We start from the raw sequence: 16891 nt of genomic DNA, 5'->3' as shown, positions 1-16891 counted from the left end.
AAAAGGAGGACAGTAAATTTGCTTAGTTGTTATAATACTTGAATTCAAAATTAATCGGGCTTAAGTAGTTTAAGGCCGAATGCCTTCTTATAGGATTATAATACATTTCAATATACTCAAAGATTTCAGTTTTAGCATCGTCTTTACTTACAAAAACACCATCCTGCATCAATTCTGCCTTGAAGCGGCTAAAACAGGATTCCATAAAAGCGTTGTCATACGGGTTGTCGGCTCGGCTCATGCTCTGAACATTTTTTTATCTAAAATTAATTTCCGGAAAATGTTGCCTGCATATTGGCCACCACGGTCAGAATGGATAATGAGTCCTTCCTTAACTAAACGGTTCTGACAAGCTTTTTTAAAAGCAGCAATGACCAATTCTTCTTTCATATTATCTTCTAACTGCCAGCCAATTGTTTTACGTGAATACAAGTCCATCCATACAGCCAAGTACAGAAAACTACCATTAGCCATAGCAATATAAGTAATATCGCCTACCCATACTTCATTGGGGTTCACCGGAAAGGGCCGTCCCAGCAACCAGTTAGGGCTAATCAGATATGGATGCCGTAGTACGGGGAACAAAGCTGCGCGGTTGGATGGCTTTTAAACCATTCTTTTGCATCACTTGACGAACAGGGTAAGAGCCAATGTTTAAACCCTTTTCTTGCAATTCCACTACTATGCGCCGAACGCCATAACGACGGCGGTGTTGCTCAAACGTTTCTTTTACTGCTTTATCCACCGGATTCTCTATTTGGTTGCTGCTCAGTGCTAAATTACCTGATAGCCACTTATAATAAGCACTACGGCTGAGCTGTAACACCTGGCATACTAGCTGGACAGGCCACTTTTGGGTATGCTCACGTACAAACATATACCGCTGCTTTAAGTCTGACGGCTGAAAATGGCCAATGCTTTTTTAAAATATCGCGTTCGGTTTCTAGTTCCCGGATGCGCCGTAGTAAAGTTTGCTGGTCAATTGTTACAGCACTATTTTCTTTCCCTGCTCTATCTTGAATCTGTTGACCGCTACGCCAGCGATAAATTAGGTTTTCGCCAATACCGAGTGATTCGGCCACTTCTCTTACCGGACGGCCATTTGAAATCATTTGCAGTACTTGCTGCTTAAATTCAGTATCGTACTTGCGACGATGTTCTTTAATCTTGGTTTCTTTCATCTTAAGTTTAGTGCTTTTAAGGCTGATGAAAAGTGGGTTACGGATATGGACCTGCTACGTGTGCAGCATCGGTTCCACCTACGTATGGACCCGGGAAGGCTGGTTGTTCCTGGCAGTGGTACTGGATTTGTTTTCTAGAAAATTAGTGGGTTGGGCGATGAATCAAAATATGGAAACAGGATTAGTAGTGAGTGCTTTGCAGATGGCTCTGCTGGCTAGAAGCCCACAGAAGGGCTTGCTACATCACTCTGATAGAGGCTCTCAGTACGCCAGCAACGATTACCAGAAACTGCTTAAAGACAACAAAATGATTTGCTCAATGAGCCGGAAAGGAAACGGACCTCAAATGCTCATGATGGGCAGGTCCATTAGAGAACGTTTTGGAAGAATAAAAATAGGGTAAAAGAAAGAATCAGTGAGTAAACTTGAGGTGTCTAATCATCAAGTTTATGCAAGAAAAATTCTCTGCGCTCACTGACCCTGAATGGGAAGTTATCAAGGAAATAATTGATAACCAAAGAAAGATTAAACATGAAAAACGGGTGATAATCAATGCACTGCTTTGGCTGCTAACTACGGGCAGCCAATGGCGCAATATGGAAAGTAAGTACCCACCCTGGCAAACCATTTACTATCATTTCAGGCAGTGGAAAAAGCGGGGCATTATTGAAGAGTTGTTAGCTTTTTTAGCAGGCAGAGAAAGAAAAAAAGCAGGCAGACAAGCCCTGCCAAGCGTGTTGGCCATTGATAGCCAAAGTGTTAAGATTATACAATTTACCAGTCAGGATAAAGGCATAGATGGCAATAAAAAAGTGAATGGCAGAAAAAGACATCTGCCTGTGGACTGTTTAGGTATCCCCTGGGCGGTGCATATTACAGCTGCTAATATATCAGACACCACAGCAGGATATGAGTTAGCAGCTAAGTTGAAGGGCAAGTCCGCCCGCCTGCATACCCTGAAAGCAGATAATGGCTACACAGAGACTTTTGTGGAAGAAGTGAAAAAACAATATGGATGGAGTGTAGAAATTGTACAAAAGCCTGAAAGCGTGAAAGGCTTTGTCCCGGCAGGGGGCCGTTGGGTAGTGGAACGTAGCTACGGATGGCTCAATTTTAAGCGTAGGTTGAGCCGTGATTTTGAAAAAAGCACAGAAAGTTCGGAAGCCATGCTACAATTAGCCTTTATTGATACTCTGCTCAAAAGAAAAACCGAATAATATTTCAAAACATTCTCTTATGATAATGCCTGTATGGAGAGCTTTTTTGCTACGCTTAAACAGGAACTGGTCTACCATCGCCAGTACCAGACCCGCAAGGAAGCCAGAGAAGATATCTTTGAATACATTCAGGTATGGTACAATCGAAAACACAATTGAGCCGGGAGGCGAAGATTGCGCCCGTAGGGAACACTCAAAGCTGGGCTACTTAAGTCCGGAACAATTTGAAACTAAAGGGCAGTATCAGATAGCTGCCTAGTCTTTTCTTACCCTACACGAAAAAGGGGGAAACTTAATCTGGCTAAAAGAAAACAAATGTGTCCCACTTGTCGAAGTAATAATACACGGTTTGCCAAGGTGGAAAGTCAATAGGTAAATCCCGCCACACACATCCGTTTTTACAGCTATAACTAATGGCCTCTACTATTCTTCCGTAAGCATGCTTACTCTTCCTTTGGTATTGAATATATTTTGAAATAACTTCCCATTGGGAATCGGTTAAATCGCTACTGTATTGTTTTTGCACATAACAAACTTAAGCTTTTTAGCCTTTTCCCTTTTTAACTTAAACAGCTTCTTAGGCTTATTCTCTATTTCCTTTTGCACTTACCGGTAAAATAATATTTGGTGGTATAAACTCAAAATACTATGGGTTAGAAACCCATAGGTTGAAAACAGTGGCTGAAGCCATTTGAATGTAGGCTCAAGCCTATTAACTACTCAAGAATAAAACTCTCATCACCATTAGGGTCCTCCTTGTGATGCTCCAAATAAGCCTGTATGATTTCATCAGTTATATTACCACTACTCCATGCCCCATAGCCTATCCCCCAAAAATGACCGCCCCAATACCGTTTGCGCAGCTCGCCAAACTCTTCCAGCAATATTCTTGCACTGCGCCCCTTTAAAGGTTTCACTATCTCACTTATACTCAGCTTTGGGGCATAACTTAAATGCAGATGCACATGGTCTTTACTTACTACCCCTTTTAAGAGCTGCACATCCATACGATCACAACTCTGACGTATTAAATCCCTACAGCGTATCTGTATTTCCCCCTTCAATACTTGAAACCTATACTTTGTACTCCATACAATATGCACTTGTAGCTGATGGACACTATGGATTGGTTTTCGTAAATTTTGCATCCCACAAATCTAATACAGATTTGTAGAAGCTAAAGCCTTGCCCTAAAGGGCATAGCTTGAACTAGCGTCTGTGACAGTCAATAAATTATACTACAGCTTAAGATGAGAAGAAAAGCAAATATCTCTCTATAATAGCGTAGTGGAATTTTTTAAAAATTTTAAAAATGAGCTAGTTTACTAAATTGTCTATCTTGACAATGAACAGGCGAAACTCTCTATTTTTGAATATATAGAAGTAGGAAATAACAGAAAAAGAAAGCATTATACATTAGGCAATAGTGGCCCTTTATAGTATCAATCTTATTTAGAAGAAAAAAGATTATCTGCCTGATTTCCTCCAGTAAACTGTTGCAATTCCAATCAGATGAAAGCCCCACTCAAGCCGTATCATACTTTGTAAGTATACATTTAAATGCCAGTTTATAGGTAAGAATAGTAACTTATTACTCGTAAGAACGGCGTTAATATGAGATCAACTGGCCAAATGTTACACTACCAATCCATTTACAATTTCTGATATATATACTCTTTAAGAAAAGTGATATTATATTGAATAATGGAAAAATTGATTTTAACTATAAATTAAGATTAGCCTGCATAAATGGACTTACCAAGGTCTACTCTGTACAGGCAGGTTTCTAAATATAATTTTTATAGCACAACAGTGATTTTGCAGCAGGAAAATATAACTATTTTTTATCTAGTTCCCTACATAATGAAAACCAAGTTCCTTGCCTATTAATAAAACTGATTGTGGATGTACATAGCTACAGTAAAGGCGCAGTGACTATCAGATTAAAAGTTAGTAAAAAGTCTTGAGGTAGTAATTTGTACCGATGCAGGAAAAAAGTGCGATAGGAAAAGAAACTCGAAGATAGGTTATAGGAAACAAAACTGTAAGAATTATGTGAAATGAATCCTAATACTACTTAATACAATTAGTTTGAGAAACATTACTGCTTTGATTAAAACAAACACTACAGGAGAGTTTGTGGATAAATGAAATTAACTTTTACTTCTTACATATATTGTTTTTTTTCATCAGCTATACTATTGTCAAAAAGAACAATGGCATTAGCTGTTTTTTTATTGCTTTTTGCTTCCAATTTAGTTTATAGTAATGTAGTTATAACTCCTGCCACAGGGGCTGCCAATTTATGTATCGGAGGAGGCTATGTTCCCTTTGGAGATATAACTATTGCAGAAGGACTGAAAGATGATTTTCGGGTTGGGTTTAATCAGACTTTAGTTTTTGCATTTCCTGCTAATTTTGAATTTAATCCTACTTCAGGTACCATTACAGCTGTAACAGGTTCAGATGGTCTGGTTATAAACTGGGTTTCGTATTCTTTAGCTACAAGAAGAATTACAATTAATTATAATGTTTCGAATCAGGGAGGCTCATTTGACAAACTCATCTTAAAAGATGCATATGTTAGAGCAGTTGGCGTACCAGGTAGCGGACAATTAGTAAGAGATCCATCATCAACGGCCAATATAATAGGGGACAATAATGGGGATGGAGTAAATCATGCATCATTTTCAAGTTCGTATTACCCTACTGCACTTAATTTAATCAGTAGTGATGCTGATAACAATATATGCACAGGAGAAACTGTCACTTTTACAGCCAGTGCAACCAGCACAAATGCATATGAGTTTTTTGTCGATGGAGTATCGGTTCAGAATAGTACCTCCAATGCCTATACAACTTCTACACTTACGAATGGGCAAAAAGTAACGTTTAGAGCCTATAATTCTGGAGGATGCACGGATGGAAGTCTATTTACTACAGGCATTACCACCACAGTAAACCCAAAGCCTACTGTTAGTTTAGCCAGCAGTGATGCCAATAATATTATATGTGCCGGAGAAACCGTCACTTTCACAGCTATTTCTGCAACTGCTGCAAATTATGAGTTCTTTATAGATGCTGCTTCTGTCCAAAGTGGACCTTCTAATACCTTTACAACAAGTACCCTTAGCGATGGACAAAGTGTAACAGTAAAAGTTACAGATACGAATGGCTGTACAACCATCGGTGGCAATATTACTACTACCGTACATCCTTTGCCTAGCGTTAGTTTAACGAGCAGTGATGCCAATAATATCATTTGTATAGGTGAAACAATTACTTTTACAGCTACTTCTGCCACAGCTGTTAGTTATGAGTTTTTTGTGGGTTCAACCTCTGTACAGAATGGCGCTTCTACTATTTTTACGACAAATTCTCTTGCCGATGGACAAACGGTAACCGTAATAGCTACTTCTGCTGACGGTTGTTCAATTGTCAGCAATCCTATAACTACAGTAGTTGAAAACGTATTAGTCAACTTAACCAGCAACGATGCGGATAACAAGATCTGCACTGGGGATGAGGTCACTTTTACCGTCACTTCTAACATTGCTATCAATTACGAATTTTTTGTGGATGGGGTATCTGTTCAGAACAGTGCTGCTGCTGACTATACAGCAACCTTGACCAATGGTCAAACGGTAACTGTAAAAGCTACTTCTGCCAATGGCTGTGCAGCTACTAGTAATGCTATTTCTACTGTTGTTAATCCGGTACCTACAGTAACACTTAAAAGCAGCGATACAGACAACAAGATTTGTGTAGGAGATGTAGTTACTTTTACGGCTACCTCTGCCACAGCCGTTAGCTATGAGTTTTTTGTAGGAGCCACTCTGGTTCAAAGCGGACCTTCCAACAAGTATATCACCAATAGTTTGGTGGATGATAAAACCGTATCTGTGAAAGCCATCAATGCGTATGGTTGCCAGACTTTCAGTTTAGGGATCACCACCACCGTGTACACCGTAGCCGTAAGCCTTTCCGGCAGTGATGCTGATAACAGTATTTGTCCGGGAGATGCCCTTACTTTCACGGCTAGCTCTGCTACAGCTACAAGCTATGAGTTTTTTGTAGATGGGGTATCAGTTCAGAACAGTGCTGCTACCACCTTCACCACCACTTCCCTCACCGATGGACAAACGGTGATGGTTAAAGCAGGGATAAATGGATGTGCCGCAATCAGTAATAGTATCTCTACTGCCGTAAAAGTTTTAACAGCGAGTATAACAAGCAGTGATGCAGATAACATGATCTGTTTGGGAGAAGCTCTTACTTTCACAGCCAGTGCCAACATTGCTGCAGCAAGCTATGAATTCTTTGTCGATGGCCTCTCTGTTCAAAATAGTACTTCCAATACCTATACTACTTCTGGGCTTACCAACAGCCAAACGGTGATGGTAAAAGCTGTTACTGCCAGTGGCTGTTCGGCTACCAGCAGTGGCATCACTACTATAGTGAATCCTCTGCCCACCGTTTCGCTTACCAGCAGTGATGCCGATAACAAGATTTGTACAGGAGAAACCCTGACTTTTACAGCCAATGCTGCAGGAGCTGTTAGCTATGATTTTTTTGTGGATGGGGTATCTGTTCAGAACAGTGCTGCTGCTGACTATACAGCAACCTTGACCAATGGACAAATGGTAACTGTGAAAGCTACTTCTGCCAATGGCTGTGCAGCTACTAGTAATGCTATCATTACCCTGATTGAAAATATAACAGTTAGTTTGACCAGTAGTGATGCTGACAATAAGATTTGTGTAGGAGATGTAGTTACTTTTACGGCTACTTCCCCTACAGCTGTTAGCTATGAGTTTTTTGTAGGAGCCACTCTGGTTCAAAGCGGAGCTTCTAACAAGTATATCACCAATAGTTTGGTGGATGATAAAACCGTATCTGTGAAAGCCATCAATGCGTATGGTTGCCAGACTTTCAGTTTAGGGATCACTACCACCGTTTACACAGTAGCTGTAAGCCTTTCCGGCAGTGATGCTGATAACAGTATTTGTCCGGGAGATGCCCTTACTTTCACGGCTAGCTCTGCTACAGCTACAAGCTATGAGTTTTTTGTAGATGGGGTATCAGTTCAGAACAGTGCTGCTACCACCTTCACCACCACTTCCCTCACCGATGGACAAACGGTAACTGTGATTGCTGCCGACACCTACGGCTGTACTGCCACTAGCAATGCTGTTAAAATAAATGTCGTTTCACTAACCACAAGCCTAGCAAGCAGTGATGCAGATAACATGATCTGTTTGGGAGAAGCTCTTACTTTCACAGCCAGTGCCAACATTGCTGCAGCAAGCTATGAATTCTTTGTCGATGGCCTCTCTGTTCAAAATAGTACTTCTAGTACCTACACTACTTCTGGGCTTACCAATGGCCAAACGGTGAGAGTGACAGCCGTTACGGCCAGTGGCTGTTCGGCCAATAGCAGTGGCATCACCACTATAGTGAATCCTCTGCCCACCGTTTCGCTTACCAGCAGTGATGCCGACAACAAGATTTGTGCAGGAGAAACCCTGACTTTTACAGCCAATGCTGCCGGCGCTGTTAACTATGAGTTTTTTGTAGGGACTACTTCTGTGCAAAACGGAGCTACTAATCAATATACTACTGCTGCACTTGCCGACGGGCAAACGGTAACTGTAAAAGCTACTAATTTCAATGGATGCACAGCTGCAAGCAACAGTATTACTACTGCAGTATACTTTGTAACAGTTAGTTTAACCAGTAGTGATGCGGATGACCAAATATGCGCTGGAGAAGCTGTTACCTTTACAGCTACTTCTGCCACAGCATCCAGTTATGATTTTTTTGTAGGAGCCACTTCTGTACAAAACGGACCTTCTAATACTTATACAACCTCTTCTCTTGCTGATGGACAAACCGTAACTGTAAAAGCTACTGTTGCAAATATTTGTACTGCTACCAGTAATGCGGTTACTACTACTGTGTATGCAGTGGCAATCAACCTTACGAGTAGTGATGCCGATAATACGATTTGTCCGGGAGATGCGATTACTTTCACTAGTAGTTTAGCAGGTTCAGGAGCAAACTATGAATTTTTTGTGGATGGAGCATCGGTTCAAAATAGTGCTTCTAACACTTTTACTACCACTTCCCTCATCGATGGGCAAATGGTAATGGTAAAGGCTACAAATAGTTATGGTTGTATTGCATCCAGTAATGCTGTAACCACAGCCGTAAAAGTATTAGCAGCCAATTTGATTAGCAGCGATACAGATAATACCATTTGTGCCGGAGAGTCTGTTACATATACAGCCAATGCTCCCACAGCTACTTCCTATGAATTCTTTATAGATGGCGTTTCTGTTCAGAATAGTGCCACCAATATTTTTACTACAACTACACTTACTGATAACCAGGTAGTTTATGTTAAAGCTACGACAGCTAGCGGATGCTCAGCGCTAAGCAATAGTATTACAGTTACTGTACATCCATTACCGCTCATTACTTTAACCAGCAGCGATGCGGATAATGCCATTTGTGCCGGGGAAACAATTACTTTTACAGCTACCTCCTCAACTGCTACCATTTATGAATTTTTTGTAGATGGGGTATCGAAACAGAATGGAGCCAGCAACAGCTATAGTACCAATACTCTGATAAATGGCCAGATCGTTACTGTAAAAGCAGCTACTTCTGATGGTTGTACAGCAACAAGTAATTCAATCTCTACCACTGTATATGCCATTACGGTTAACCTGACAAGTAGTGATAGTGACAATAAGATATGTATTGGTGAAACAGTTACTTTTACCGCTTCTTCTAATATAGCGGCGACTTATGAATTTTTCGTAGGTGCTGTTTCAGTTCAGAATGGCTCCTCTAATACATTTACTACAAGTATTGTAGAAGATGGCAAAACGGTTACAGTAAAAGCAACCAGTCCTTATGGCTGTTCAATCACAAGTGCGGGTATTACTACAACAGCTTATACTGTTGCTGTAACGCTCACAAGCAATGATCCGGATAATATTACTTGTCCTGGGGATGCCGTCACCTTTACAGCTACTTCTGCTACTGCTACCAGTTATGAGTTTTTGGTCAATGGCGTTTCTAAGCAAAACAGTGCTTCAAAAACCTTCACTACCTCTACACTTACTAATGGGCAAACAGTAATAGTAAAGGCTTCAAATAGCTATGGGTGTTTCGCTGTTAGTTCTGGTATAACACAACAAGTTAAAGTGCTTGTTGCGTCCTTAATAAGTAGCGATAGCGACAACAGAATATGCGCCGGAGAAACAATTACTTTTACAGCTAACGCCGCGACAGCTACGAATTTTGAATTTATTGTAGGTTCAACCTCTGTACAGAATGGCGCTTCCAACACTTTCACTACTTCTACACTTACCGATGGGCAAACTGTAGCAGTGAAAGCTACTACTGATAATGGATGTGCTGCAACCAGTAATGCCATTACTACCATTGTTGAAACAGTTACAGTTACACTCACAAGTAGTGATGCGGACAATAAGATCTGTGCCGGAGAAACGGTCACTTTTATCGCTTCCTCGCCAACAGCAACTAACTATGAATTCTTTGTAGATGGTATACTCAGGCAAAAAAGTGCGACGAATATTTTTACTACTTCTACACTTACTGACGGTCAAACCGTAAGCTTGAAAGCTATTAATGCCTATGGTTGTTTTGCAACTAGCAGCACTATTACCCATACAGTGCATGCAGTTCCTACAGTTAGCCTTGCCAGCAGTGATAGTGATAATACCATTTGCGCCGGAGAATCACTTATTTTTACTGCCACATCTGATATAGCTACTGTTTATGAGTTCTTTGTTGATGGCGTTTCTCAACAAGTAAGCGCTTCAAATACGTTTATTAATAATACACTTACAAACAATCAGATAGTAACAGTAAGAGCAAGTACATCAAATGGTTGTGGAACTGTAAGTAATGCCATCGCTACTACCGTAAATGCAATTCCAACAATCACTTTGACTAGCAGTGATGCGGATAACCAGATTTGTACTGGCGAAACAGTTACCTTTGCGGCTGCTTCTTCCACTGCCACAACGTATGAATTCTTTGTGGATGGTATATCTGCACAAAACAGTGCAACTAATATTTTTACTACAAATGCCTTATTGAACGGGCAAACTGTAACCGTGAGGGTAACTACTCCGGGTGCTTGTAGTGAAATGAGTGCAGGCATCACTACCACAGTGAATGCATTACCCACCGTCACTTTGACTAGCAGCGATGCAGATAATACCATTTGTGCCGGTGACATTATTACCTTCACGGCTAGTTCAGCTACAGCTACCAACTATAAGTTTTACATCGGAGCAAGTTTAGTACAGGATGGAGCTTCTCCCAGTTATACCACCAGCAGTCTGACCAATGGACAGACGGTAATGGTACGAGTGACCACGGCTAGTGGCTGCTCTACGACAAGTTCAGGGATTACCACCACAGTCAATCCTTTACCTACCGTTACCCTTACTAGCAGCGATAGTGATAATAAGATCTGTGCCGGAGAAACCCTGACTTTTACAGCCACATCCTCCACTGCTACAGGTTATGAGTTTATTGTGGCAGGTATCATTGTACAAAGTGGTGCTTCTAATCAATACACCACTGCTTCACTTACAGATGGGCAGACGGTAACGGTACGAGTGAGTACAGCTAATAATTGTTCTACAACAAGTTTAGGGATTACCACTACAGTCAATCCATTGCCTGCGGTTACACTTACTAGCAGCGATGCCGACAATACTATCTGTTCAGGGGATATTGTTACTTTTACAGCCAACGCTAGTATACCATCTACCTATGAATTTTTTGTGGATGGGATATCTGCACAAAATAGTACTTCTAATATTTTTGCTACAAATTCGCTGACAAATAACCAAAAGGTTGTTGTAATAATAACAACAGTCAATGGTTGTTTTGCGGTAAGCTCAGGGATTACCACTACAGTCAATCCATTGCCTACTGTTACACTTACTAGCAGCGATGCCGACAATACTATCTGTTCAGGAGATATTGTTACTTTTACAGCTAGTTCCTCGACAGCTACCAACTATAAGTTTTACATCGGAGCCAGTTTAGTACAGGATGGAGCTTCTCCCAGTTATACCACCAGCAGTCTGACCAATGGCCAAACAGTAACAGTAAGAGTAACAACAGCCAATGGTTGTTCAACTACAAGCAGTGGCATCACTACTACAGTCAATCCATTGCCTGCTGTTAGTCTTGCTAGCAGTGATGCTGATAATAAGATCTGTGCCGGAGAGTCTGTTACCTTTACTGCTACTTCAGCTACTGCTACAAGTTATGAGTTTATTGTGGCAGGTATCATTGTACAAAGTGGAGTCTCCAATAAGTATACTACTTCTGCTCTTACAGACGGACAGACCGTTACCGTGCGAGTAACCACTGCTAATGGCTGTTCAACTACAAGCAGCGGCATTACCACTACAGTGAATCCTTTACCTACCGTTACCCTTACTAGCATTGATGCTGACAACATAATATGTGCCGGTGATATTGTCACTTTTACGGCCGACGCTGATATCGCTTCTAACTATGAATTTTTTGTAGATGGCACATCGAAACAGAAGAGTGCAACTAATATTTTTACTACTTCTACCCTTACCAATGGCCAAACAGTAACAGTAAGAGTAACAACAGCCAATGGTTGTTCAACTACAAGCAGTGGCATCACTACTACTGTCAATCCTTTACCTACCGTTACCCTTACTAGCAGCGATAGTGATAATAAAATTTGCGTAGGAGAAACCCTGACTTTTACAGCTACTTCTGCTACTGCTACCAGTTATGAGTTTATTGTGGCAGGTATCATTGTACAAAGTGGAGCCTCCAATAAGTATACTACTTCTGCTCTTACAGACGGCCAAACAGTAACAGTAAGAGTAACTACTTCCAGTAGTTGCTTTGCAACAAGCAGTGGCATCACTACTACAGTCAATCCTTTACCTATCGTTAGTCTTGCTAGTAGTGATGCTGATAATAAGATCTGTACAGGAGAAACTCTTACTTTTACGGCTAGTTCAGCTACAGCTACCAACTATAAGTTTTACATCGGAGCAAGCTTAGTACAGGATGGAGCTTCTCCCAGTTATACCACCAGCAGTCTTACCAATGGCCAAACGGTAACGGTGAGAGTAACCACAGCTAGTGGCTGTTCTACGACAAGTTCAGGGATTACTACTACTGTCAATCCTTTACCTACCGTTACCCTTACTAGCAGCGATAGTGATAATAAAATTTGCGTAGGAGAAACCCTGACTTTTACAGCTACTTCTGCTACTGCTACCAGTTATGAGTTTATTGTGGCAGGTATCATTGTACAAAGTGGAGCCTCTGATCAATACACCACTGCTAGTCTTTTAGACGGACAGACCGTAATGGTAAGAGTCAATACATCTGATGGCTGTTCAGCAACAAGCAGCGGCATAACTACTACAGTCAATCCTTTACCTATCGTTACCCTTACTAGCAGCGATAGTGATAACACTATCTGTACAGGAGAAACTCTTACTTTTACGGCTAGTTCAGCTACAGCTACCAACTATAAGTTTTACATCGGAGCAAGCTTAGTACAGGATGGAGCTTCTCCCAGTTATACCACCAGCAGTCTTACCAATGGCCAAACGGTAACGGTGAGAGTAACCACAGCTAGTGGCTGTTCTACGACAAGTTCAGGGATTACCACTACTGTCAATCCTTTACCTACCGTTACCCTTACTAGCAGTGTTGCTGATAATACCATTTGTGCTGGAGAGCCTGTTACCTTTACAGCTAACTCTGATATTGCCTCTAACTATGAATTCTTTGTAAATGGCGTATCGAAACAGAAAGGACCGTCCAATCAATACACTACTTCTGTCCTTACCAATGGCCAGATTATAAGCGCACTTGTAACTTCAGCGAATGGCTGTTCTAAAGCCAGTTCAGGTATTACCATTATTGTTAATCCTATATCCACAGTGAATGCAGGCACAGACCGGACAGTATGCGTAAACGCCTCTGTTAGTTTATCAGGATCAATTGGAGGAGCAGCTACAAGTGGTACCTGGAGTGGAGGTAAAGGTACTTTCAGTAATGTCAATGATCTGAAAGCTAGTTATACACCTGATCCAAGTGAAGCAGGTAAAATTATTGTGCTTATTTTAACAACCAACGATGCAGACGGAACAGGCCCTTGTTCAGCTGTAACTGATGAGGTAATAATCACTGTATATGCGTTGCCAATTGTTGACTTCAGTGGCTTAGCAGCGCAATATTGTGTAGATGCAGCCGCTGTGAGTTTAACAGGTTTTCCTGCCGGAGGTGTATTCACAGGGAAAGGCATCAGTGGAAATTCCTTTAATCCTTCCATAGCCGGTGTGGGTACGCATACCATCCGCTATATCTATAGTGATGGCAATGGATGTGTAAATCTTCAGCAGAAAACAGTTATTGTACATGCGTTGCCTTCTGTTAGCTTCAGCGGTTTCAACAATATTGGTGCAGGAGGTACGGCTTTATATTCGTACGGCGCTGCCCCGATAAAATTAACAGGTTTTCCTGCCGGAGGTGTATTCACAGGGAAAGGCATCAGTGGAAATACGTTTATACCTGCTCAAGCTGGTCAGGGTACCTACCAGGTTATCTATAGTTATAGCGATACTAATGGCTGTGAGAATCTACAGATACAGACTGTAACAGTAGAACCTTTGCCCACAGTAGGTATAGGTGAAGTAGGAGGACCATATTGTACCAGTGAAGAAGACGTAGTATTAGTAGGCAGCCCTTTGGGCGGCTATTTTACCGGCGATGGGATAGTGACAGGTACTAACATTTTCAGGCCTTCTATCGCAAAAACAGGTGCTAACGTTGTCAGGTACAATTATACAGATGCTCTAGGCGGTACCAACTATATTGAAAAGAGTATTACAGTAAATGCTTTACCTTCTGTAACATTCATAATAGCGAAAGCTTATTGTATTGATGCCGGAGACATCCTGCTAACAGGCTTTCCTGCAGATAATGATGGAGCAGGAGGTGTGACCGGTACATTTTCAGGACCAGGTATTGTGGCGGGTAGTTCTACTTTCAGGCCATCACTTGCTGGCATAGGTAGTCACGTAATCCGCTATACCTTCACTAATTTGAATGGTTGCAGTAGTTTTGCTGAGAAAACGGTAGTGGTTAATGAACTTCCAGTAGTAAACTTTTTTGGCCTGGCAGCGCAATATTGTGTAGATGCAGCCGCTGTGAGTTTAACAGGTTTTCCTGCCGGAGGTGTATTCACAGGGAAAGGCATCAGTGGAAGTTCCTTTAATCCTTCCATAGCCGGTGTGGGTACGCATACCATCCGCTATACTTATAGTGATGGCAATGGATGTATAAATTATGATGACCAGCAAGTGGTAATTAATGCAGTACCTGTAGCTAACTTCAGTTTACGTGATGTCTGCGAAGGCAGTATAGTTAAGTTTACAGATCTTTCTGTTGTTGGCAATGGCGAAAACATCACTTCCTGGAAATGGCACTTTGGAGATGCTCTGGCTGAAGAGGCAAATACTTCCTTATTGCAACACCCGCAGCACCAGTATACTACAGCCGGTAATTATACAGTCAGTTTAGAAGTAACTACAGCTGCAGGTTGTACAAATAGCAAATCCATGGTTATTACCATAGGTAATATTCCTGTACCTGACTTCACATGGCGAAGCATCTGTGAAGGAGAAACTACTTTATTTACCCATCAGACAAACGCAGAGTTTGGTGAAATCTCCTCCTGGACATGGGACTTTGGTGATGGCAGCCAACAAACCTATACCCGTTCATCTGACCAGGTATCACATCAATATGAGCAAGCAGGAAAATATCTGGTAAGTCTGACCGTGCAAAGTAACTTTACTTGTAGTGCTACTTTCACCAAAGAGATATACATCCTACCATCTGTTTCTGCTTATCCTTATGTAGCAGGCTTTGAAGGCTCTACCCAAGGATGGGTAGCAGATGGATCAAACGTTAGCTGGCAGCAGGGTAAACCCGCAGGAGCGGTAATACATCAGGCAGCTTCCGGGGAACATGTCTGGATGACAGACCTGACCGGAAACTATCAAAGCAATGAGCATTCTTATGTATATAGTCCTTGCTTTAACTTTACTACCTTAAAGCGGCCAATGATCTCACTGGATATCTTTAGCCATACACAAAAAGGCTTTGATGGGGCAGTCTTACAAGCTTCAACCGATGGAGGCAGCAGCTGGCAGAATGTAGGAGGTATTAATGAAGGATTAGAATGGTACAATCAATCTGCTATTATAGGAAATCCCGGCGAACAAGTGATAGGACAGATCGGCTGGTCAGGGGTAGACAGCTTATGGCAAAGTGCTAAGTATGCGTTGGATGAGTTCAAAGGGCATAGCAGTGTTAGGTTCCGCATTGCCTTTGGCAGCAACCAGGATAATCCGGCAGATGTGCAGCTGGACGGTTTTGCTTTTGATAATGTTTATATAGGAGAGCGGGACAGGATTGTATTATTAGAACACTTTACTAATACAGGCAATCAGGAAGCTATAAATGAAAATACTTTCATTAATAACTTATCAGATATTAATAATGAGGAAGCTATTGATATTCAATATCATACAAATTTTCCTGACATAGATCCGCTCAATGAAAGTAATGTAGCTGATCCAAGTGCGAGAGCCTTGTACTACGGAATATCTCAAACACCAAGGACGGTTGTAGATGGCTATATGGAAGATAAAAAGTTTTCACCTTGGGGAGTGCCAGTGTTGAAGCGGAGGAAATTACTGGAAACTCCTTTCGGTATTGAGATAGATTTTCCTGCCAGTGATGAGAATATGTGGAACATCTCAGCAAAAGTGTCTGCCAGCCTGAAAGTAGAGAACCCTGTTTTTGTACACATAGCAGTCATAGAAAAACAAGTAAGAGATATTTATGAGGGTGCTCCCACGTTTGAAAATGTACTCAGAAAAATGTTGCCTGATGCAGCAGGTACTCTATTTACACACCCATGGATGCCAGGTACATCGGAAACCATTACTCACTCATGGCAGCCTGTCCATGTAAAAGATGCAAGTCAGCTGGCTGTAGTAGTCTTTATACAAGATGCACAAACAAAAGAGATTTATCAGGCAGCTATCAAACAACCTGCCATCCTACCACAAGTAATTACCGCCTTAGAAGATGTAGAAACCTTAGAAGACGGAGTGATGCTCTATCCTAATCCTGCCTCCAACCAGTCAAAGGTGGTATTCCGGCAGCCGCTAACAGCAGACCGGGAGTGGGTAGTATATGATTTGATAGGCAAGAAAATAAGCCATGGAGTAGTAGCAAAGGGACAACAAGCATTTGTGTTAAATACAAGCTCTTATACAGAAGGTAGTTATCTAATTCATATCAGTGGTAAGGGGAAGGTTCCTATTTATAAACGTTTGCTCATCATTCATGAGAAATAAT

At 41.4% G+C, this 16891-nt stretch carries 8 protein-coding genes and 2 pseudogenes; 4 read left to right on the top strand and 6 right to left on the bottom strand.

The window, feature by feature from the left end; all coding sequences use genetic code 11:
- Positions 1–22 precede the first annotated feature (22 nt).
- From GXP67_RS36330 to GXP67_RS36315, 4 genes are read right to left on the bottom strand one after another with little or no spacing between them, the layout of a single operon-like run.
- On the bottom strand, positions 23–241 hold the full coding sequence (locus GXP67_RS36330) for an integrase core domain-containing protein (RefSeq protein WP_162447665.1): 219 nt from the start codon (positions 239–241) through the stop codon (positions 23–25).
- Positions 238–585, bottom strand: a complete 348-nt coding sequence (locus GXP67_RS36325) for a DDE-type integrase/transposase/recombinase (RefSeq protein ID WP_162447664.1) — start codon at positions 583–585, stop codon at positions 238–240. Before GXP67_RS36325 ends, GXP67_RS36330 begins: the two co-directional genes overlap by 4 nt.
- Entirely contained in the window at positions 551–877 is a 327-nt protein-coding gene (locus tag GXP67_RS36320; RefSeq protein ID WP_162447663.1) for an IS3 family transposase, read from the bottom strand. Before GXP67_RS36320 ends, GXP67_RS36325 begins: the two co-directional genes overlap by 35 nt.
- Complete coding sequence (locus tag GXP67_RS36315; protein WP_162447662.1) at positions 864–1181, bottom strand: transposase; 318 nt, start codon at positions 1179–1181, stop codon at positions 864–866. The genes GXP67_RS36320 and GXP67_RS36315 overlap by 14 nt, the downstream gene beginning before the upstream one ends.
- 76 nt (positions 1182–1257) lie before the next feature.
- On the opposite strand from GXP67_RS36315, the pseudogene GXP67_RS36310 reads away from it, so the two are divergent.
- The 3 genes and pseudogenes from GXP67_RS36310 to GXP67_RS37665 form a co-directional block, all read left to right on the top strand.
- Positions 1258–1518: pseudogene (locus GXP67_RS36310) on the top strand (transposase); the annotation flags it as partial.
- Between the two features lie 112 nt (positions 1519–1630).
- Positions 1631–2398 (top strand): IS5 family transposase, encoded by a 768-nt coding sequence (locus GXP67_RS36305; protein ID WP_162441358.1) that lies wholly within the window; start codon positions 1631–1633, stop codon positions 2396–2398.
- An 18-nt stretch (positions 2399–2416) separates the two neighbouring features.
- Positions 2417–2657 (top strand): annotated as a pseudogene (locus tag GXP67_RS37665) (IS3 family transposase); the annotation flags it as partial.
- Positions 2658–2699: 42 nt separating this feature from the next.
- On the opposite strand, the gene GXP67_RS36295 reads toward GXP67_RS37665, so the two are convergent.
- A complete protein-coding gene (locus tag GXP67_RS36295) occupies positions 2700–2924 on the bottom strand; it encodes a transposase (protein ID WP_162447660.1) in 225 nt (74 codons plus the stop codon).
- Positions 2925–3114: 190 nt separating this feature from the next.
- Positions 3115–3546, bottom strand: coding sequence for an IS200/IS605 family transposase (gene tnpA, locus GXP67_RS36290; RefSeq protein ID WP_162447659.1), 432 nt, complete (start codon positions 3544–3546; stop codon positions 3115–3117).
- Between the two features lie 1068 nt (positions 3547–4614).
- Here tnpA and GXP67_RS36285 point away from each other — a divergent pair.
- Positions 4615–16890, top strand: a complete 12276-nt coding sequence (locus GXP67_RS36285; RefSeq protein ID WP_162447658.1) for an Ig-like domain-containing protein — start codon at positions 4615–4617, stop codon at positions 16888–16890.
- The last annotated feature ends 1 nt before the right edge of the window (position 16891 follow it).

This window comes from Rhodocytophaga rosea (assembly GCF_010119975.1).
Classification (GTDB): Bacteria; Bacteroidota; Bacteroidia; order Cytophagales; family 172606-1; genus Rhodocytophaga; species Rhodocytophaga rosea.
Note: the sequence above shows the minus strand (reverse complement) of the source record. Positions and strands in the feature narration are given on the sequence as shown.